20 protein-coding genes are annotated in these 20,658 nt (G+C 43.8%); 4 read left to right on the top strand and 16 right to left on the bottom strand.

What is annotated here, in order from left to right; translation table 11 throughout:
• Nucleotides 1-101: 101 nt before the first annotated feature.
• The 3 genes from AB4Z30_RS12865 to AB4Z30_RS12855 all read right to left on the bottom strand — a co-directional run bounded on the left by AB4Z30_RS12865 (nucleotide 102) and on the right by AB4Z30_RS12855 (nucleotide 3,549).
• Complete coding sequence (locus AB4Z30_RS12865; protein ID WP_441927146.1) at nucleotides 102-2,567, bottom strand: heavy metal translocating P-type ATPase; 2,466 nt, start codon at nucleotides 2,565-2,567, stop codon at nucleotides 102-104.
• A gap of 324 nt (nucleotides 2,568-2,891) precedes the next feature.
• On the bottom strand, nucleotides 2,892-3,092 hold the full coding sequence (locus AB4Z30_RS12860) for a copper ion binding protein (RefSeq protein ID WP_441926862.1): 201 nt from the start codon (nucleotides 3,090-3,092) through the stop codon (nucleotides 2,892-2,894).
• A gap of 70 nt (nucleotides 3,093-3,162) precedes the next feature.
• Nucleotides 3,163-3,549: a metal-sensitive transcriptional regulator gene (locus AB4Z30_RS12855; RefSeq protein WP_090918802.1), complete on the bottom strand. Its 387-nt coding sequence runs from the start codon at nucleotides 3,547-3,549 to the stop codon at nucleotides 3,163-3,165.
• Between the two features lie 508 nt (nucleotides 3,550-4,057).
• Here AB4Z30_RS12855 and AB4Z30_RS12850 point away from each other — a divergent pair.
• Nucleotides 4,058-4,717, top strand: coding sequence for a hypothetical protein (locus AB4Z30_RS12850; protein ID WP_441926860.1), 660 nt, complete (start codon nucleotides 4,058-4,060; stop codon nucleotides 4,715-4,717).
• A gap of 185 nt (nucleotides 4,718-4,902) precedes the next feature.
• On the opposite strand, the gene AB4Z30_RS12845 is transcribed toward AB4Z30_RS12850, so the two are convergent.
• From AB4Z30_RS12845 to AB4Z30_RS12815, 7 genes are all read right to left on the bottom strand, one after another.
• On the bottom strand, nucleotides 4,903-5,388 hold the full coding sequence (locus tag AB4Z30_RS12845) for a GNAT family N-acetyltransferase (protein ID WP_441926858.1): 486 nt from the start codon (nucleotides 5,386-5,388) through the stop codon (nucleotides 4,903-4,905).
• A 189-nt stretch (nucleotides 5,389-5,577) separates the two neighbouring features.
• Nucleotides 5,578-5,766, bottom strand: coding sequence for a hypothetical protein (locus AB4Z30_RS12840; protein ID WP_434748311.1), 189 nt, complete (start codon nucleotides 5,764-5,766; stop codon nucleotides 5,578-5,580).
• A 229-nt stretch (nucleotides 5,767-5,995) separates the two neighbouring features.
• Nucleotides 5,996-6,448: a hypothetical protein gene (locus AB4Z30_RS12835; protein WP_441926856.1), complete on the bottom strand. Its 453-nt coding sequence runs from the start codon at nucleotides 6,446-6,448 to the stop codon at nucleotides 5,996-5,998.
• Nucleotides 6,445-7,101: an ATP-binding cassette domain-containing protein gene (locus tag AB4Z30_RS12830; protein ID WP_441926854.1), complete on the bottom strand. Its 657-nt coding sequence runs from the start codon at nucleotides 7,099-7,101 to the stop codon at nucleotides 6,445-6,447. Before AB4Z30_RS12830 ends, AB4Z30_RS12835 begins: the two co-directional genes overlap by 4 nt.
• Before the next feature lie 836 nt (nucleotides 7,102-7,937).
• A complete protein-coding gene (locus AB4Z30_RS12825; RefSeq protein ID WP_441926852.1) occupies nucleotides 7,938-8,777 on the bottom strand; it encodes a hypothetical protein in 840 nt (279 codons plus the stop codon).
• Nucleotides 8,774-9,520 carry a hypothetical protein gene (locus AB4Z30_RS12820; protein WP_441926850.1) on the bottom strand — a complete coding sequence of 249 codons (747 nt, stop codon included), beginning with the start codon at nucleotides 9,518-9,520 and terminating at the stop codon, nucleotides 8,774-8,776. The genes AB4Z30_RS12825 and AB4Z30_RS12820 overlap by 4 nt, the downstream gene beginning before the upstream one ends.
• A 129-nt stretch (nucleotides 9,521-9,649) precedes the next feature.
• Entirely contained in the window at nucleotides 9,650-10,084 is a 435-nt protein-coding gene (locus AB4Z30_RS12815) for a hypothetical protein (RefSeq protein WP_441926848.1), read from the bottom strand.
• 363 nt (nucleotides 10,085-10,447) lie between these two features.
• Between AB4Z30_RS12815 and AB4Z30_RS12810 the strand changes: the two genes are divergently transcribed.
• Complete coding sequence (locus tag AB4Z30_RS12810; RefSeq protein WP_441926846.1) at nucleotides 10,448-11,011, top strand: RNA polymerase sigma factor; 564 nt, start codon at nucleotides 10,448-10,450, stop codon at nucleotides 11,009-11,011.
• A 389-nt stretch (nucleotides 11,012-11,400) separates the two neighbouring features.
• On the opposite strand, the gene AB4Z30_RS12805 is transcribed toward AB4Z30_RS12810, so the two are convergent.
• The 6 genes from AB4Z30_RS12805 to AB4Z30_RS12780 all read right to left on the bottom strand — a co-directional run bounded on the left by AB4Z30_RS12805 (nucleotide 11,401) and on the right by AB4Z30_RS12780 (nucleotide 17,795).
• Nucleotides 11,401-12,201, bottom strand: a complete 801-nt coding sequence (locus AB4Z30_RS12805; RefSeq protein WP_441926844.1) for a nucleoside phosphorylase — start codon at nucleotides 12,199-12,201, stop codon at nucleotides 11,401-11,403.
• A gap of 1 nt (nucleotide 12,202) precedes the next feature.
• Entirely contained in the window at nucleotides 12,203-12,874 is a 672-nt protein-coding gene (locus tag AB4Z30_RS12800) for a sulfite oxidase-like oxidoreductase (RefSeq protein ID WP_441926842.1), read from the bottom strand.
• Nucleotides 12,875-12,899: 25 nt separating this feature from the next.
• A complete protein-coding gene (locus AB4Z30_RS12795; protein WP_251509755.1) occupies nucleotides 12,900-13,823 on the bottom strand; it encodes an ABC transporter permease in 924 nt (307 codons plus the stop codon).
• A complete protein-coding gene (locus tag AB4Z30_RS12790; protein WP_441926839.1) occupies nucleotides 13,807-14,874 on the bottom strand; it encodes an ABC transporter permease in 1,068 nt (355 codons plus the stop codon). Before AB4Z30_RS12790 ends, AB4Z30_RS12795 begins: the two co-directional genes overlap by 17 nt.
• Nucleotides 14,871-16,370, bottom strand: a complete 1,500-nt coding sequence (locus tag AB4Z30_RS12785) for an ABC transporter ATP-binding protein (RefSeq protein WP_441926837.1) — start codon at nucleotides 16,368-16,370, stop codon at nucleotides 14,871-14,873. Before AB4Z30_RS12785 ends, AB4Z30_RS12790 begins: the two co-directional genes overlap by 4 nt.
• Before the next feature lie 393 nt (nucleotides 16,371-16,763).
• On the bottom strand, nucleotides 16,764-17,795 hold the full coding sequence (locus AB4Z30_RS12780) for a BMP family lipoprotein (protein ID WP_441926835.1): 1,032 nt from the start codon (nucleotides 17,793-17,795) through the stop codon (nucleotides 16,764-16,766).
• 277 nt (nucleotides 17,796-18,072) lie between these two features.
• Between AB4Z30_RS12780 and AB4Z30_RS12775 the strand changes: the two genes are divergently transcribed.
• Both AB4Z30_RS12775 and AB4Z30_RS12770 read left to right on the top strand, forming a co-directional pair.
• On the top strand, nucleotides 18,073-19,500 hold the full coding sequence (locus tag AB4Z30_RS12775; protein WP_441926833.1) for a hypothetical protein: 1,428 nt from the start codon (nucleotides 18,073-18,075) through the stop codon (nucleotides 19,498-19,500).
• 246 nt (nucleotides 19,501-19,746) lie between these two features.
• Nucleotides 19,747-20,340, top strand: coding sequence for a DUF5317 domain-containing protein (locus AB4Z30_RS12770; RefSeq protein ID WP_441926831.1), 594 nt, complete (start codon nucleotides 19,747-19,749; stop codon nucleotides 20,338-20,340).
• The last annotated feature ends 318 nt before the right edge of the window (nucleotides 20,341-20,658 follow it).

Below are 20,658 nucleotides of genomic sequence, written 5' to 3'. Positions count from 1 at the left end.
AAATACACGGTTCGCCGTGAAGCGAGCCGCGCATTTCCATGGATCATTGAGCCATCTGTCGCCCAGCTTTTCTATTCTTCCACATAAACGGATCTCTTTTTTTATGACTTGGTTCGAGTCAGCTTCATCCGCTGCAAACGCAGGGCGTTCAGTACAACGGATACCGAGCTAAATGCCATTGCAGCACCTGCCAACCATGGAGCCAGAAACCCTACTGCCGCAATCGGTATGCCGATCACATTGTAGCCGAGCGCCCAGAACAGGTTCTGTTTGATATTGCCCATCGTGCGGCGGCTCATCTCAATAGCATCTGCAATGCTGTTCAAGTCGCCGCGCATCAATGTAATATCTGCCGCTTCCATCGCTACGTCCGTTCCGGTTCCAATCGCCATGCCGATATCAGCAGTAGCCAGTGCCGGAGCATCGTTGATACCATCTCCGACCATAGCTACCTTCAGGCCGCTCTCCTGCAATTTTTTCACTTCTGCGGCTTTGCCTTCAGGGAGAACTTCTGCCAGAACGCTGCGGATTCCCGCTTGCTCCGCTACCGCGCGGGCTGTCCGTTCATTATCTCCTGTAATCATAATGACATCGATCCCCATAGCCTGAAGTCGTCCGATGGCTTCGCGCGAGGTATCCTTGATCGTATCCGCCACCGCAATAATGCCTGCCCACTGACCCTGAACAGCAACCAGCATCGCGGTACGCCCCTGTTCCTCCAAAGCGTTCATCTGTTGTATGCTTTCCTCAGGTACATCTACGTTTCCATCTGCTAGCAAGCGCCGTGTTCCCACGAGAATTTCCTCACCAGATAACGTTGCACGTACACCATAACCAGGAATGTTCTCAAATGTTGCTGCTGGCTCCAAAAGCAGACCTTTCTCCCGAATACCGTTTACAATCGCCTCGGCTAACGGATGCTCCGAGCTTTGCTCCGCCGCTCCAACACGCTTAAGCAGCTCCGATTCTGTCCAGCCCGGTGCAGCAACAACGTCAGTTAATACGGGCTTACCCTGAGTAACGGTTCCTGTTTTGTCGAGCACAACCGTCTGAATCTGCTGGGCAGACTCCAGATGCTCACCGCCCTTGAACAGAATTCCATATTCTGCCGCACGGCCCGATCCAGCCATGACGGAGGTTGGTGTTGCCAGCCCAAGTGCACACGGACAAGCAATAACAAGCACAGCTATCGCTTTTTCCAATGATCCGGCGAAGTCCCCAGGGCTTGCAAACAGAAACCAGATCAAAAAGGTCAGTACGGCGATCCCCACCACAATAGGGACAAAAATACCCGAGATTACATCGGCAATCCGCTGAATAGGTGCTTTTGATCCCTGCGCCTGCTCAACGACTTTAATAATTTGCGATAAAGCTGTATCCGAACCCACACGAGTTGCCTGAATGCGGAGAACACCGTTTTTGTTCAGCGTCGCACCCGTGACGGGGTCGCCAGGCTTTTTATCAACAGGCAAGCTTTCACCGCTCAGCATGGATTCATCGACAGAGGATTGGCCCTCTTCGACGATACCATCCACCGGAATGCTGTCTCCGGGCTTTACCAGAACAAGATCGCCAACGGCTACGTAGGAAGCCGGAATCAGAACTTCCTGTCCGTCCCGAATGACGCGTGCTTCACGCGGTGCCAGTTCAATCAAGCTTTTGATTGCCTGTGAAGAGCGTCCTTTCGCCACAGCCTCGAACCATTTTCCGAGCAAAATCAATGTAATCAGAATCGCACTTGTCTCATAGTAAAGTTCCACCATGGGCATAGCCGCAGCTCCTGCAGCAGTGCCTACATCCGTTCCCATTGCACCATGATTCATGCCCTGGCCCATACCGGCACCAGGTAAATACCCGCTCGTTAATGTCAGGTACAGACTGTAGAAGAAGGCTGCGCTGGTTCCGAGTGCCACAAGTACGTCCATATTCGCACTACCGTTCCGAAGCGCTTTGTATGCCCCCACATAAAACTGCCATCCAATAACAAATTGCACTGGCGTAGCGAGAAGCAGCTGGAACCATGGGTTTAGAAACAGTTCCGGTACATAAATGCCCGAGGTAAAGGAGAAATGAGCTACCATTGCCCACAATAGCGGAATGGACAAGAGTGCGGAGATCATCCACTTCCATTTCTTACGCTGCAGTTCTCGTTCACGAACAGAGGTGGATTCCTCTTGTGTTAATTGTAATTCGGCGCCATAGCCCAGCTGTTTGATCTTGGCCGTGATGTCGGATGGTTTGAGTGCACCCGCAGCATATTCGATATGCCCCGTCTCCAGTGCCAGATTGACATTAGCTTGAGAAACACCCGGTAGCCGGGAAAGCCCCTTCTCAATGCGTGCAGAACAGGCCGCACAAGTCATGCCCGTAATATCGAGATCGACGGATTCCATCACCGTACCATATCCAAGCGCCGCCACTTTATCCCGCAATGCGTTTACATTGGTCGTTTTGGGATCATACGAGATGGTTGCCTGTTCAATGGCAAGATTCACGTTCGCCTGATGCACCCCTTCCATACGAGACAAGCCTTTTTCCACACGCGTGGAACAGGCCGCACAGGTCATACCTGTGATGTGCAGGGTTGTCTTCAAACCTGAATTCTCCGTAGGTGCAAGCGTTGGTGCGGGTTCTATATTTTCAGATGCATTTGTTGTCATCATTTCAGCTCCTTTCCAAAAGAATAAATACCCTATGGGGGTATGTAAAAGACAGAAAATCAGGCTTAAACCGTCCCTGTGTGATGAAGTCAGTTAAGGATTGTAATCCTTTTAGAAGGAAAACCGAGCATCCCGAATTCCACTTCTTGTCCTGGCTTGATCCAGGCTCCATAATCACATACGGCTTAAGCCTGCACTGCTATATTTCATTAGTGAAGCATTTCGAATCCATTAAACGACATCGTATCCTTGATCTTCAATCGCGGCTTTGATCTGATCTACGGTAACCGCCTGCTCGTTGTATTCTACGGCTACTGTTCCGGCTGCCAGATCCACCTGACCACTTGCTCCCGCATTTTTCACCGCTTCTTCAACGGACTTTACACAGTGATTGCAAGACATTCCTTTGACATTCAACGTAACATTAGACATGTTCTGTTCCTCCTCGATTAAATATATTTGCAGATGGAGTATGTTCTTATGAGGTCTTATCCTTGTTGTACTACTTCATCAATTTTCTAACCGTAACCAGTAATTCATCCACGACTTCGTGTTCTCCCGCCTGAATACGTTCCACAATACAGCTCTTCATATGTCCTTCCAGCAAAAGCTTGCCTACCGAATTCAGCGCAGACTGTGCTGCAGCGATCTGGGTTAACACATCGTCACAGTATGTGTCCTTATCAATCAACCCTTTGATGCCGCGAATCTGACCCTCCACCCGGTTCAAACGAGAGATCAGGTTGCCCTTCATCTCCTGCGAATGGTGGCTTTTACGAATGGGCTTGCCGTCTTTATCAAGGTTCACGGCATGGCATGAATCCGCTTGTTGCTCGGACTGCTGTTCCGCAGTGTATACAGGCTCTTCGGGATGGCTTTGATGTTCCATCATAACACCCCTTTTCTTTCGTTCTCCATCTAGATTAACATACCCCCATGGGGTATTCAAGGACTTATTTTATTTTATTATCGAACGTTTTGTGTTAAAGGGAACTCCGTTGATAAGCTTATGCTTCCGATGTAGCTTTTTCCAGAAAGCTTTTAGACCAACGCTTCACTTTTTTAGCCTTTTTCTGTCTCTCCGTTATTGTTTAAATGAATCGTTCAACTGATATAGTTCTCACTAAATACAAAATAATTCACTAATGAACTTTATCAAAATATAATTGTTTATATTTTTTTCCTTTTATAGTTTAACTTTGTCTGCATTTCTGTTGTTAGTTATTTGAGAGAGGAACGATAAGCCATCCTACAACAAGATCTACAAATGAAACGGTAGGTGCTACAAGTTCTGCAACCGTATGACCTAAGAAATGAGGTTTTATCGAAATGTTCTATGCCGGGACACAGAAGAAAAGGGATCGAAAGCTCCCTTTTCATTATAAGGAGTGCTTCTTATGAAAAATTGTAAAACTATTTTAGCTGCAATTGTATTTATGACAGGCATATTAAGTGGATGCAGTAGCCAGGAAGCTAAAAGCAGTAAGGATTTATCTCCATCGGCAACTGAAAATAGCACTACGAGTCAAATCGAGAAAAAATACATTGAATACCGAGATCAATTTTTTGCTTTTAAAGAGAATTTCAATCCATCCCCAGGTTTCAAACTCATATCCCCAAATGACCATATTGCAGCTGGTACCGTATCTTTTCCGGATAGCGTAACTATAGATGACAAAAAATCGGATGGTTTGACCACCGAAGTTCCTACAAAGTACGATCTATTGTACAAATCAGAAAAATCTAACATGATCGTTCAGGTGAATTTTATTTATCTGGATGGCGCTGAGTTTAAAGAAGATTCCGAGTTTATTACCATTAATACTATCTCTCAAGCACGAAATGAGAATATTGCTAAGGAGTATCAGGATCTTGAAAGACCTATGATTGATGAGTATTTTTTGCGATACAAGAATAAGTTAATTGTGATCAATTTTATTGAACAAGTTGATTACAAATCTGAAGGACAGTATAAGAAAAAGTCTGAGAGCTATGTAGAAGAACAGTTAAAATTTTATGAATCTTTCGAAAAAGCTCTGAAAGTTAACTTTAAATAATTGGTCATGTATTCTAATACAGTCCAGAAGGATTTCTTTTTGTTGTCTCAGTGTAATTATCGTTCCAATCACAATTCTTTCGCATATGGGATGCATAAAATTTACACATAAAAAACTATAAACTGCTCAATCCGAAACTTAGATGGGGAATCAAAATGATTAAAGTTTTAAACATCTTGTTTAATCTACAAGGGGTATTCCATCCTGCTGCTACGCACCCTTAGCCCCATCTGTTCATAAAAAGYCTGTGCATGCGAGTTGAATGTAGAAACCGTTAATTCTAAGTGGTCTGCCTGAAGCTCTCTCCCCAGATCCAGCATGGTCTGCATTAACCGTTTGCCTGTTCCATGTCCTTGGTGAGTTGAATCCACCACGAGTTCGTGGATATATAACATCCTGCGATCTGTAAAAAGCGAATGATCCTGAATGATACTCAGTTGTGCGCTACTGAAGCCTACAATCTTTCCGCCCTCAACATACTCCGCCACGTAGAGATAACGCTGATCGGATGCGAGCCAATCGGCATATTCCTTTTCCCCAAGCCTGGGGTGCAAAGGTTTATAAATGTCCGGCCTTGCCTGCACATGTAACTCGTGCAATTGATCTAATAACGTGGAAACACCTGGATAATCAGTAGATAGTGCATTTCGAATCTGTATGTCATTCTTCATATTCGTTCCCCTCATCCTTCCTTATTATGTATTTACAACATTATACAAGGATGAAAAAGCAGATACCATAAGGTACCTGCTCTGTCGAATTGATTATTAAGATGTGATATCTTGCGCGCATGTTTGAAATCGATATCGTACTCAATTTCCAGCCCAATCCTCCTCCTCATAATAGAGGAAGAATCCGCCCTATTTTTGGGAAGAGGTATGGTTCCCTTCGTTAAAAGCAACCGGTGACGGCTTGGCTGCCCATTCATCTGCCTGCGGTTCGATATCCACGCCGTTCATGATCTTCTTTTTTTCCATCAAGGAATCGCCGTCTTCGTCCAGTTTGTTACGGATTGCTGCCTCATCCTGAGGTTGATTGTTCTGAGTCATCGTCTGAGTCCTCCTTTTGCCATTTCATATTGTTGAAATATGTTCCTTGTATAGAATGACCCAATGATTTCAAAATCATTCTATTGAATAATTTCGATTGTTCTCCTCATAAAGCTTGTTCGATTTCTGCACTTTGCCCCCAAAAATCTAATATGGTCATTGAATGTTACTTATTAAAACGAGACAAGCGGGAAAAATGTAATTGTTAAACAATCATAAAGACACTTTATTATTTATTATGATATTCATCTTCGTTAGCAAAAAATCTATAACTGTAAACTCCTTCTTCGGAAACTTTAGTCAGTTCAACAACGAAAACGATCGAGTCATGATCAATCCAAAATGAAGATTCGGGGAATGTAATGATACGCTTTTGATTATCATTATCTGTATATTCCATATTTATTTTTATTTTCTTCTCATGGTTCAAAGGAAATGAAGTTTGAAATTGTTCTTTAACAGCTATGTCAATATTTTGGTTAAATTCTTTATAATTTGTATTTAGTGTTATATTTTCTATCTTCTCGCTTGTAGAGTTAATGATCGTAATATTCACTTGCTTCGTATCCGTTATTGGTTCATCGGCTACTCGGTCTTTCCTCGCCCCTTCACAGCCCAATAATGTACTAATCAGAATAATCAATAAGATGAATCCATTTTGTTTATTTAATATTCGCATCAAACTAAATCCACCGCCTTCAACTTGCCCTGTTCCATCCGAAACACCTCATCACACAATTCGAATATATCCTCTTTATTGTGACTCGCCAACAGAATAGTGCATCCCTCTTGCCTTTTTTTCATCAAAATTTCTTTAACGAGGCGAACGCCGTCTTCGTCTAATGCATTCATCGGTTCATCTAGGATAATCAAACGGGGATTTTCCATAATTGCTTGTGCAATTCCCAGTCGTTGCCGCATTCCAAGAGAGTAATTTCTCACTTTCTTCTTTTCATCGGGATTCAAGCCTACCATAGTAAGAACATTTCTAATTTGTGAAACATCAATAACTCTGTTAATTTGAGATAAAAACTTCAGATTATCATACCCCGATTTATGAGGTAAAAAACCTGGTGTTTCAATTAAAATACCTAATCCACTTGGAAAAGAAGAATCTAAATGATGATTCTTGCCAAACACAGTCACGCTTCCTTCTGAAGGTCTAACAAAGCCACTTATAACTTTAAACAGCATTGTTTTACCCGATCCGTTATGTCCAATAATTCCATATATTTTTCCGGTTTGGCATTCAAGATTAATCTTAGAAAGTAGGACCTGACCCTTGATACTCTTAGTAAGATCTTGAACGGATACTGCAGTTGAATTCCGATTCATCAAAACATCCCCCAAACTTTAAATAATTCGATCTTTTCGTCTGAAAATAAGTAAAGATAAACAAGAAAATAATAGTATATATATAAAAAAACAAAGAAATGATCCACTCAAGGAATACAAGGTTCCTTCTCTTTCATGGTATAGATATTGAAACCCCATTGTTCTATTCAAGAAGTTGTACTCGCTCACCATGTTCAATCCTGTCAAGAACTTAGCATTGAAGAAAAGCAATGCAACCATATAAACAATAGAAAATCTCGAATGTCCCATTAGAATATTCAAAAGTAACATTATGCTAAACATACAAAAGAGCCCAAGAATCGAAATGAGAACGATGCTCCCTAGATTCAAGGAAAACCCATACAACTCAAAAGTCTCTATAAACTCATTACTTAAATTAAATTTGCCTTCAAAAAATATAGCACCATAGATACAAGCGAATAGGTATCCTATCAAAATATAAAAGCATGCGAAAACGAAGAGGGAAATTAATTTCGATAAAACATAAAGGCAACGGGAATTGATTCTAATTAACAAATACAGTCTGTTCGCTCTATAATCGCGATCAAGTGCATCACCTATTAAATATAAGGAAAAACCATAGATTAGAAGCCAACGTAGAATAAACCATATATTATCGAAATGATAGGGAATTCCTCCAAAAACAAACAAACACAAATCCATTATAGTAGCATGGGGCAAGGTTAGATTTATTTCATATGCTGCTGTTGAGAACATGCATATGTAGAATATTATAAGTTTCACTCCACTATTAAAACTAATAAACTGCCTTAAATCAAAGGAAAGCAAATTTAACATTATACCCTCCGATCTCATTAATAACGAGTATGCTCCTTGCTCAAAAAATCTCTTTTTTTACATACAAGAACACCACATAACAAGGATGTGATAAGAAGTATCGATATACCTAAAAAAGCAATATATATTGATATGCTACTTTCGTTTCTGGAGAATGCCTCTGGGGAAAGATTATTAAGAAACATATATTTGGAAAGACTAATATTACTCATTAATATGTGGTTGCAAAGCAACAGAACATAGGTGATCACACTTCCACCATAACCATTTTCGACCCATAGGACAAAACATATTGAAATAACACCTAATGCCATAAAAGTTAAGCTTAGAAGACCACCATACAACAACACAACCCAGAAGGGAGCAACATTAGAGAAGTTTTCTGGTACATGAGCCATAATATAGTTGTGATTAAATATAAATTTAGAATATGCACTCCAATCCCATCCTACAGATCGACCAAGAATCATAGAAACTATCGTTGGAATCGCAACAAGTAGTAACATATACAAAAGCACATTAAATGCTAGCAAGCTTATCTTATGCGCAAACCATCTGTTTCGGTTGGTTAATCGAAGTAAATTTACATACTCATGTTCTATAGTAGAGCTAAATAATAAATCGGACATTAAGACAAGAAAGATAGGTACATATGCAAACATCAACAAATTAGGATGATTAATAACAGCAAAAATGGAATCCCATACATTAATATCAAAAACATCTATAATTTCTGAGGAAAACATTGTAGTTAAGCGTACCCATGAAATTATAACTAACACAACAAACACACTGATCCATCGTACCAACATCTGTGTCCTCTCAAATTCACGACACAAAAAGGAAATTTTCATCATAATTTCCCCTTCCTCAACATTGCATAGAAGTAAACCCCGCTGCATAGTATGCCGATAGTGATAAAATCCTTAAATATAAACCAAGAACTAATATCGTGTCCCGCAGCATTTGGAGTAAATGTCGAAGCAGGAATAAAGTACGGATATCCAAAATAGGTCCCTAACAAATAAACCACATACGTTATCGAAAGTGCTATATAGCGATTGTTGCTCAACGCGGATAGGCTTAATCCAATCAAAACATAGGACATGCCAAATACAAACTTCAGACTAGAAAGAAACACCATATATAAAACTGGATTAGCCACAAGCAAGTCCGGATAATAATCTACATTAAAATGAATTAGTTCTGTATTGGCTGAAGTATAGTTTAGCGGATATAAAATGGCATAGATAATAAATAATAGTATGCAAGGCAGACTAGCAATGAATCCTCCGCTAAGAGCCGCAACTATATATTTAACACTTATATATTTTCGTGTGCTACTCCTGACCAGAAGATAGTTAATGAATCCAGTATTACGATCAATCCATAATGTATCTGTATAAACCAACGAAATAATAGCTGGCGCCACAAACATATATAACGATGTCTGACTCATTCCCATTCCCACTAACCAAGCTATTACATAAGAAGTATCACCAATATACTCAGGATCACTTATTAATTTATAAAAATCCAGTGAATCCATAAAACAAAGCAGTAATGTACACATTATTAAAAATAAAAATTTGTAATTCATTGCGCGTTGTAATTCCAATCTAAATAACCGACCAAAAACGGGGATCTCCTCCTCTTGAAGAAAAAATTTGAAAACCACAGGTACAATATATAAACAAAATATTGCACCTGTGGTTTTGTTTTAATTTAATTAGAAATCATCTTTGTTGTCAGGAGACCATGTACCACTTGCATAGATGTTAGATGCAGTTTCTTTCGAATTCGGTCCAATCTGCAACTTATATATACCATCTTTATAGACCTGAGAAGTATACGACATCGTAATTCTATTGCCTTCATCAAAACTAACCCAGTTAGTAACTGCTTTATCCTCATCGTTGTTTAGGATTCTGGACCGTAATGAGTATTTTGCATTAACGATCTCAGAATTATTATTCACAGCTTTACTTGTTACCTTAATTTTGGTGACTCCAGGACGAGTTACCGAATACAGACCTTTCCCTAAGTAAAAGCTATAATTACCGACCTTGGGAGTATCAGCTGCTGATGCAGAAAAGGCAGAAAGGCTGAACAACATACCCGCAACAAGAGACATTGAAACTATCTTCTTACTTGTCTTTCTCATACTTACCTCCACTATTCGTATTATAATTAGTGAATCCTATCAATCCATGTGAGCGCCCACACTAATATAAGACGATTAGATCAAAAAAATGCCACACTTTTTTATATTTTTTATCTAATAATATATAAATATTTATTTTTTGACTAATATTGTCATATGAATTATACTAAAATTGATACATATTATTTCATGATTCGACTCAATTTCCGCATCTATATAAGTTTATCTAATGTTATAGGGTTTGATAGGGTTTGATAGGGTTTGATAGGGTTTGATAGGCTTTTGGGAGAATGAATCCAAATGTTTATTTGGAGATTTAAGCTGCGTAATTGAGTATATTACTCTTCATAGGAGGAATATATAATGATCAACGCTTCTCATAATCCTCAGCTTTATTCTGATATAATCTTTTTCGAAAAAATCTATCGGAAATACCTTCCTCTCATGAGGAAAATAGCTTACGAAACAACATATGACTATAACATAAGTGACGATCTTGTCCATGATGCCTTTATCAAATTAGCTGACAAATTTGATCTATTGCAAGAATTAGATGAGAAAAAAAGGGTTGCATACATAACCAGAACTATAAGAAACATAAGCTTAGACTATAATAAAAAAACCAACATTCGTAATCAAAAAAAGCACGACCTATTTGATGATTCAATTATTGATTCAATTCCCGATTTATCTCTTATAACAATGGAAGAAGTATGTTGCAAGAATGAAAAAGTTGAGACTCTTCTTTTGGTTTTGGGTAAACTCCCCAAACGCGATTGTAGATTATTAGTTTGCAAGTACATCTTCGAGCTCAAAGATAGTGAAATATCTACAAAGTTAAACATTCCTTCAAACAATATACGTCAGTATTTAACCCGAGCACGTCGTAGAGCATCGCAAGAATGGAGTCACCTTGATAAGAGCTGATTTCCTAGTCCATTACTCATATCAGAAAATATCGGCAATCCCTATACACACAGATTTGCCGATTTTTTGTATGTTTTATAAGCACCCTTTCCCCTGAAAAGCGAGTGTAACGAAGCCAAGCTTCGATCTCTTCTGTTCACTGTTGAGACAGGTTGGCGCAGACAGACCTGCTGCTCGGCATTGATCTGAATCCACATATGGGCCTTCCCATCAGATTGTACCGTATTCACGAAAGGTGATGCTTCTATCAGGAAAGGACGCTTCAATTCCATTCATATCGTATATAACTAACAAACAATCTCTACTCGTAAAAGATAATTAAAAAATAGCGTCCCTGATCCGGCCATAACCGTAGGAACGCTATTCGGTATGCTCTATTTCAATAATTGCTACGCCTGGCGAGCAAGGCCAGCGAGCGCATAAAGCGCCGCGTCGATCTCATGCTCTACAGCCTGAGCGACCGCATCGGTATGCGGATCATACTCGGCAGCGAGATCACTGTCTGCGAAGCCGTCAATCGCTACGATGGCTCCAGCCCGTGCCCCGCGCAAGGTGCTTACGATATAGAGCGCAGCGATCTCCATCTCGGCGGCAAGCGCCCCAGCCTGTTTGTATTTACGGTGGGGAATCTCTTCTACCCCTGTGAAGAACGCATCCAAAGTTACCGTGATACCCACACCAACCTTGGTAGCGCCTGCTCCTGATACCACTCCAGCTTCTTCTGTTCCTGTCTCAGCGCTTGCTGCATCGCCCGTCCCACTTCCCACCTTACGAGCAGCAGCGACCAATGCGCTGGTCACATCGATATCCGCTACCGCCGGGAAACCCTCTGGTACAAGTTGACGTGTCAGCCCGTCGGAGCGTACAGCCGCAGTGCTGACAATAACGCTTCCTGCCGGATAATCTGCTGTATATGAACCTGCCGTGCCTACGCGAATCAGGGTTTTTACCCCTGCACGAATCAGTTCCTCGAAGCACACAGCTGCGCCCGGTGAACCAACGCCATGACTGACCACAGCCATCTGTACCCCTTCATAAACACCTACAAATGTACGATATTCGCGGCTGAACGCCAGCTCTCGGACATCCCCCAGCTTGCGGGAAATCTTCTCCGCACGAGCCGGGTCACCGCACACGATTGCATACGCTGGCATATCTTCCGAATGAATCTGCAAAATCGGCATCAACATCTTAATCAAACTCCTTCTTCGTCCACTCATCCTCAGGAATCGGCAGATCCTCACCCGAGAAACGCTGCTCCTTGAATGGATCGGCAAAATGGTGGAAGCCATTGCTTTCCCAGAAGCCGTTGCGATCCTCTGTCATAAACTCCAGCCCACGTACCCACTTCGCACTCTTCCAGAAATAAAGCTGTGGAACAACCAGTCGCAGTGGGAAACCATGCTTCGGCGTAAGTGGCTCACCGTTATATTTGAACGCAAGCAATACATCCTCATACATCAACTCTTCAATTGGCACATTCGTCTCATAGTCATGATCCGCATGAATCATGACATACTTTGCTTCTGGTTTAACACCAAGAAGCTTCATAAACTCAGAGAAACGGATACCTTCCCACGGTGTATCAAACTTCGACCAGCGGGTAACGCAGTGAATATCACTTACCATGTTCACCTGAGGCATCGCCTGAAGCTCAGCCAGAGAGAACACCTTCTCTTCTTCGACTTCACCAAAAACCTTCAAATCCCAAGTGGAAAGGTCATATTCCGGCACTTCCCCTTCATGCAAAATCGGGAATTTCTCCGTCAGCATCTGGCCCGGCGGCAGCCGATCTCCGTAATCAGCGCCTGCTTTCGGTGGGAGCGTTTTGGTTTTTTTCAAACGTTCAGCCTTGTTATGCATGTCCCTGATTCCTCCTTTGCTACAATTAACGCGAGCTTCCGCCCGCTTTCAAAGCATCCTGAGCATACGTACGGTCTTTGAAAAAGAACATCGCCACGAGTGTCACAATATACGGTAGCATCATGGTGAAATGCGTTGGCAAGGAGAACCCTTGCAGACGAATACTAAGTGCTTCCATGAATCCAAACAACACGCTGGAACCCATCACGCCGAGCGGATTAGCCTGTCCCAGCATTGTAGCAACCAAAGCAATGAAACCACGTCCTGCCGTCATGCCTTCGGTAAACATCGTCACCTGACCAAGCGACAGCTGCGCTCCAGCCAGTGCACACAGCACACCACACATCAGCACAGCGCCATACTGGATGCCGCGCACCTTGATGCCGATGCTCTGTGCTGCGATCGGATTCTCACCTACGGAACGCAGACGGAAGCCGGATACACTTTTAAATAGATAGAATTGCAGAGCAATAACGATAATAATGCCTAGATATACGAGCGGACTATGTCCTGAGAACACCGTACCCACCCAAGGAATATCCTTGATCAGTGGAATGTCCCATTTTGGGAGCCCCACCATATTCTTGTCGTAGTATGCACCTTTTACATCAAAGATCGCTCGCAGTGCAAAGGTCGTGAGTCCCGCCGCCAGGAAGTTCAACGATATACCAACGACAATGGCATTCGCCTTTAGATTAATACTAATAAACGCAAAAAGCGCCGAAAACAGCATCACGATAATAATAGAGAACAGTACCGCGAGCAGTACGTTACCAAATAGATAGTTGCCCACAATTGCGGAGAACGCCCCAATCAGCACAAGTCCTTCCAGACCCACGTTGAACAGACCGACGCGCGAGCATAAAGCCCCGCCGAGTGCGGCAAGTAAGATTGGCGTCATAATCCGCAAGGTTGAGCCAAACATGGCTGCATCAAACAGTTGTTGCATTGGACTTTTTCTCCTTTCTCCGCTTCAGGAAGGAATAACCGATCTGTGCTGAAACAAATAACGTCAAGACGGCCTGAATTACACTGCCGACCTCCAGGGGCACATCCGTGTTCCGCTCCATGCCCATCGCACCTGTCTGTAAGGCAGCGAGTAAAATAGCCGCTACAGCTGTACCCAGTGGGTGCGAACGCGCCAGCAATGTCGCCATGATGCCACTCCAGGCATAACTTGCCGAGGATAACGAGCCATCCAGGAAGCGGTACTGTGTACCGAGCACTTCCCCCGCTCCTGCGAGTCCTGCAAGTCCACCACTGATGACCATAGACAGCATCATCATGCGAATACGGCGTACACCGCCGTAAGCCGCGAAGGATGGATTGCTACCGAGCATGCGGATTTCATAACCGGTTACCGTTTTATGTGTAAACCAGTAGATCAGTATGGCCGCTGCAATCGCTATAATGAAGCCGGCGTGCAGGCCCATACCCTGAAAAAGCTTCGGAAGCCAGACCGTCTGATCGATCATTGGTGTCTGCGCCATCGCTGCCGATCCTGTCTTATCTTTAAATGGATACGAAACCATATATCCACCGAAATACGTCGCAATATAGTTAAGCAGCAATGTTGTAATTAACAAGTTCATACCAAAGCGTGCGTCCAGCCAACCTGCAAAAAGGGACCACACACCGCCGGCAATAATTCCCGCCAAGATGGCAGCAATACATACGAACCAGCCCGGCCCTGGCAGATAAAGCGCCGTGAGCGCCGCACTGAGTCCGCCCAGAATCATCTGACCTTCCGCACCCATATTGAAAAATCCGGCACGGAATGCCAGTGCCACACCAAGCCCCGCCAGAATAATCGGCGTTGCACGCGCCAGTGTATTGGTGAAGAAGTAGAAGTTGCCAAAGGCCCCTTTCCACATCTCGGCATACGTATCGACGATATTACCGCCAACGACCAGAATGGCAATCGCACCGGCGAGCAAACCGATCAGTACGGCAAGCAGCGGCTGTACAAGTCCGCGAAGTGTTTCTTTTACCCGATTCATACCCGCTCTTTCCCTCCTGCCATTAACAAACTGATCTGTTCTTCTGTCGCTTCCGCTGCCGGAAGTTCTCCGGCAATCTCACCTTCGTACATGACAATAATGCGATCCGATAATTGCAAAATCTCCGACAACTCGGACGAGATCAGCAGGATACCCGCTCCCTCATTCCGTTTGCGCAGCAATTCGGCATGGATAGTCTCCATGGCACCGATATCGACTCCGCGTGTAGGCTCTGCTGCAATCAGAAACGGCGTATCCTGCGCAAACTCACGTGCAGCAATCAGCTTCTGCAAGTTACCGCCTGACAGGAATTGCGCTTTCGTTTCCGCCGAGCCTGTCTTGATACTGAACTGTTTGATCCAGCTCTCCACCATCACTTTGGCTGCTTTGGCCTTGATCATGCCCCGCTTTTGCAACCGATGATGGTGTCCCATCAGTCCGTTTTCCTTCACGCTGGCATCCTTCGCGGCCCCCCACATATATCGGTCCTCCGGAATATGGGCGAGACCATGCTCCCGAATCCGGCGTACAGGCCAGTTGGTCGTGTCCTGCCCGGATAAAAGCACACGGCCTCCATCCGGCTTCCGCAACCCGGCAATCACCTGAATCAATTCGGATTGACCGTTACCGGAGATACCTGCAATCCCGACCACTTCACCTTTGCGAACCTTCATATGAATATCTTTAAGAGCAGAGCGGTCTTTGGCTCCCGAGAGTTGAACGGCTTCCACCTGAAGCACTGCTTCACCCGGAACCGATGCGGGCTTGTCCATCCGAACTAGTTCACGTCCCACCATCAGGCGCGACAGTTCTTCGACAGTGGTATCCTTTGCTTCTAATATACCCGTAACTTGTCCATCTCGAAGTACGGTGATTCGATCCGCAACATCCATGACCTCTTGCAGCTTGTGTGTGATGATGACAAAGGTTTTGCCCAGCTTCGCGAGTGATTTCATGTTGGCTAGCAGTTCTTTCACTTCTAGCGGAGTGAGCACCGCCGAAGGTTCATCCAATATAATGATGTCTGCTCCCTGATGCAGCACCTTGAGGATTTCTACACGTTGCTGCAAACCCAAGGGGCATTCGCCGACTTTTTTCCAAGGGTCTACTGGCATACCATATTGTCTACCCAGCTCATTGACCTGAGCTGCCGCTTTTTTTCGATCGAATACACCTGCTGCCGCTGGTTCACGTCCAATGACAATATTCTCCGCTACCGTAAAGGATGGAAACAGCATGAAATGCTGATGTACCATACCAATTCCGCTGGCCATGGCCTGAGATGGTGTAGCAAAGCTAACCTCGCGCCCACGGACTTTGATCGTGCCTGATGTGGGCTGCTCCATCCCGTACAGCATACGCATCAACGTCGTTTTCCCTGCTCCATTCTCTCCGACAAGAGCGTGAATCTCTCCCTCGCGAAGATTAAAATGGATATCCTTGTTCGCTGTGAAGCTGCCGTATTTCTTCGTAATGTGCTCCATCTCCAACAACATATCTTGCGTTCGCTCCTCTCGGTTAATATAAGTTCAACGTGAAATGGTTACACTGGGCACTCCGATGACAGAACAACCTTTCGATCACTGTTATCCCCGGATTTTTTTGAACTCCCTTTTATAAAGGAGAAAATCCGGGGATAAGCGTATGCTTACGATGTAGCTTTCTTGCAGAAAGCTTTTAGGCAACCGCTCCGCTTCTCCAGGTTTCTTCTGTCCTCTCCGTTATTGTGTAAACGTTAAGTTCAACATATATGGTCACTGTAACAGTAGCAAAACCGGCTGCCTGGTTGGGCAGCCGGCTAACTTGATGGAATAGACATCCATCAATTCATTGCTCATTCTTCATATGAAATATTTCTGATCATATTTAAGAAGTGATTCATATTCTTACTATTGTTGCAATGGGTCTTTAACTACAATTTTACCGGATACAATGTCATCTTTGATCGCTTTAACTTTGTCGATAACCTCTTGACCAACAAATGCATTCAATGGAGACTCGCTGTCACGCGTAACGTATGTCAGACCTACACCGTCTTCTTTCAAACCGTAGTTAACTGCGCCTGCTTTGAATGTACCTTCTGCAAAATCTTTCACGGTCTCATAAGCAACGGTATCCGTTGATTTCAACTGGGACAGTACGATATGCTCCGGATCTTCTACTGTACGGTCAGTATCTTGCCCGGAAGTATAGAAGCCTTTTTCTTTCGCTGCTTCGAACACACCAAGGTCACCTACCGCGGATGCACCTGCGATGAAGTCAGCACCTTTGCCGAATTGTACCAAGGCCAATTCTTTCGCTTTAGCCGGGTCATTGAAACCACCAACATAGTTCACAAGGAATTCTGCTTTTGGATTAACGGACTCCAGACCCGCTTTGAAACCTTCTGTATATTTCTTAATCAAAGGAATGTCCATTGCAGCGACCATGCCCACTTTGTCTGTTTTAGTAGACAATCCGGCAGCCGCACCAAGCAAGTACGCTCCTTCATATTCACGGAAACCAACGCTGCGAACGTTAGGCAGATCAATCGCTGTGTCTACAATCGCAAACGACTTGTTTGGATTCTCGGCAGCAACCTTTTTCAATGCATCTTCTGCTTGGAACGTTGCTGTAATAATCAGATCATAATTTTCAGCTACAGCTGCACGAAGGTTTTGCTCGAATGCTGCAGGGTCTGTAGACTCGATCGTTTTCGTATCAACCTTGAACTCTTTACCTGCTTTTTTGAAGCCTTCATCCATTTGTACAAAGAAAGGGTTAACCCCTATTTTTTCAGGAAGTACCAGTGCCATCCGCAGGGATTTTTCAGAATCGCCGCCTTGAGCGGATTGTTCGTCTTTAGAAGCTGAATTCCCACAAGCAGCCAGCAAAATAGCGAGCATAACAATTGATAAGACGAACGATAAACCTCTTTTCATTTTGAAAATTCCCCTTTTCAATAATCTTTTTTATTATCCTAGCGGATAATGTCGATCCTTGTCAATAAAACTTTCAGCGTATACACTCATATGGAAGATCATCGCAGGAACAGAGATTTCCAGCCTCTGGAAGCCTTGTTACGACTGGCTTTTTTTCGTTGACATTTGGCGCGACTCCGTGCTAAAGTCAATCCAATTATTATATTTCTGATAGGATTTGTCAGAATTATACCGTATTCCACTATCATTTTCACCCCATTTTAAGGAGGCCTTTCATTTGAAAAAGATCACCCAGATTACGCTGGCGGCCCTGCTCGCCGCTCCGGTCACGCTCGGCAGCCTTAGCCTGCCCGTTTCTGCTTCGGCGGCATCTGCAACTCCGGTTGCGTCTAAAACGCTGAATGTGAACACACCTACAGTTAAAGCACCCACTGTCTACACGGAGAGCGCAGCAGACTTCGCTCAATTCCTGCAAGCCAAGTACGGTATCCAGTTGCCTCAGCAAGCAACCAAGGGTGATTTTATCAAAGCCATAGCTGCCATCTCAGAAGCAAGTTCTGTAGCTTCTGCAAGTACAGATGCCGTAAAGGCACCAGCCTTCAGTGATCTAAAGTCGGGTGACGATGCCTATGATGCAGCTGTTGCTCTGTTCAACAACGGTGTGTTAGCAACAACGGAGGTACGTGCGAAAGATCAACTGAGCATTTATACAGCAGTATTCCTCGCCGTCAAAGCAGCTGGTTTCAAAGAACTGGCATACACTTATCCTGCTGACAAAACAGCCAAAGCACTAGCCAAAGCCGGTATCAAGCCTAATCGTTTGCAAGGACAAGCAGGACAAGAACTGGCAGCAGCTATTGATACCGGACTGGTTCCAGAGAGTCTGTATCCTGCTCTAGTTAAGGGCGGAGCAGCAAGCAAAGATGCAGCGAATATTTTGCTCGGACGTGTGTTGATCAGCCAAGGTAAATATAAAAATGAAATCGGACGCTCCAATGATGCAGATATCTACTCCAAGCTCTATGCTGCATATCGCACAGCTGACCTGATTGAAGCTCCTGAACTCAGAAAAATTGTGGATCAGGCTCTGCGGGAAGATCTGGTTACAGGGTACAACCTGAAAGACAGCCGATTTGACTCCAACTTTATCGATGAACTGACGTTAACTTATGGTCATGATAGTATCAATCATGCGGTGCAATTGATCGGTCTGCTTCGCAGTGAAGGCATCGATGCCGATGTTCAATTCCAACCGAAAACATCTGCCTTCATCTATCTGAAAGAGTGGGGCGAGCCGAAAGAAACACCAGACTACAAAGTTACGCAGATTGAAAATGGCAACTACATCGCTTATGCGAAGGAATATGACATTCAGTTTGAATTTAACAACACGGCGGACAAAGCACGTTTCAATGACATCGTTCTGAAATTTGCCAAAAAGAACAGCAACAGCAAATCTCCGCTGATTATCAATTCTTGGTGGCAGCCGCTGTATTACTCACCAACCGCGCTGGCTAACTTCCCGGTGATTACGAACAACAAAATTACGCTTGGTCATTATTATGCCCAATCATTCTCGTTGAGAGAGAATACCAAGGCTATTCAGGAAGGATTCCGCAAACTGGCTCCCGAAGCAGACATCACTTCATACAACTTCTGGGTCGACCAGCCTTTCTTTAATTACTTGAATGGTGGTTCTGAGTAAATTATGGTTTACACAACCATTGAATGAATCACTCGCTTTTTAGCAAAACATAAAGCCGTCTTTACCAAACAGGATTCAGGTTTCGACCTTTATTTTTTGGTAAGACGGCTTTTATGTATACATATATACAAATTTCTTCTGAAAAATCATTTTAACTATGCAGGAATTTCCAATATCAGGTCGAATTTCTTATGTACACAAACACGCAAGTATCGTTGCGCACATCCGCAAGAACAGGGGTTAATCATGGTATACGATGGTATTCTGATCGGCTTGATTGTTGGTCTGTTCAGGGGTGGAGTCCGGTATGGGCTCAACCAGTTTGCAACACTCCAGCTACGCGGCGGCTGGATCTTTCCGCTGCTGTTACTTTTCCAGTTTGGCATTTTCTATATGCAGGAGCGATTGAGCTGGGTGGCATCCATTAATGGGTATCTCTTTACTGCCGTTTATATCACCGGCCTCATCTTTTTATGGCTCAACAGACATCATCGGGGTTTCACGCTGATCTGGATCGGGGTGTTTCTCAACTTCATCGTGATGGCTGTTAATGGTGGCCGCATGCCTGTTTCTGTGGAAGCTTCTACTGTGCTCGGGACCTATTATGTCGATTTACTTCGAGAAGGTGGAGCCGTATCCAAACATTATATGATGGACGCGTCAACTCACCTTTCTTTTCTCGGTGACATCATCCCGTTATCGAGTCCTTATCCACGAACACAGATCATCAGCATCGGTGATGTCGTAATGAATGTTGGCATATTCCTGTTTATCCAGTTCATGATGGTGAAGCGGGGCAAAGAAGAGGTATCAGCTGCAGAAACATACCAGACCCAGTGAGCATCGGACCAGACTCCAAGGAAGGGAGGTCTTTTCCATGAAGAAATTCGAGGGCATCAAATATTCCCGCATTGTCATCAACGCCATCATCGTAGCGTCTGTCGTTGTAGCACTTACTTCGGGATACAAGCTTGGCGGTTAGGCTTTGCCGCCACACCAGACAAACAGGCTGCGAGCGGCCTGTTTTTTCTTGCTGGATTTTTGGAAGCGATCTTGTTATGTTAAAAAAAATATATAGTATATACCTATACAAGAATAACCAATATAAATGCATCGAGCAGGAGTCTAATATCTTCAAAAGAGGTCGTAACACTGCAC

The organism is Paenibacillus sp. 2TAF8 (assembly GCF_052114825.1).
In the GTDB taxonomy this organism is placed as follows: Bacteria; Bacillota; Bacilli; order Paenibacillales; family Paenibacillaceae; genus Paenibacillus.
This window is presented reverse-complemented; position numbering and strand designations above follow the sequence as displayed.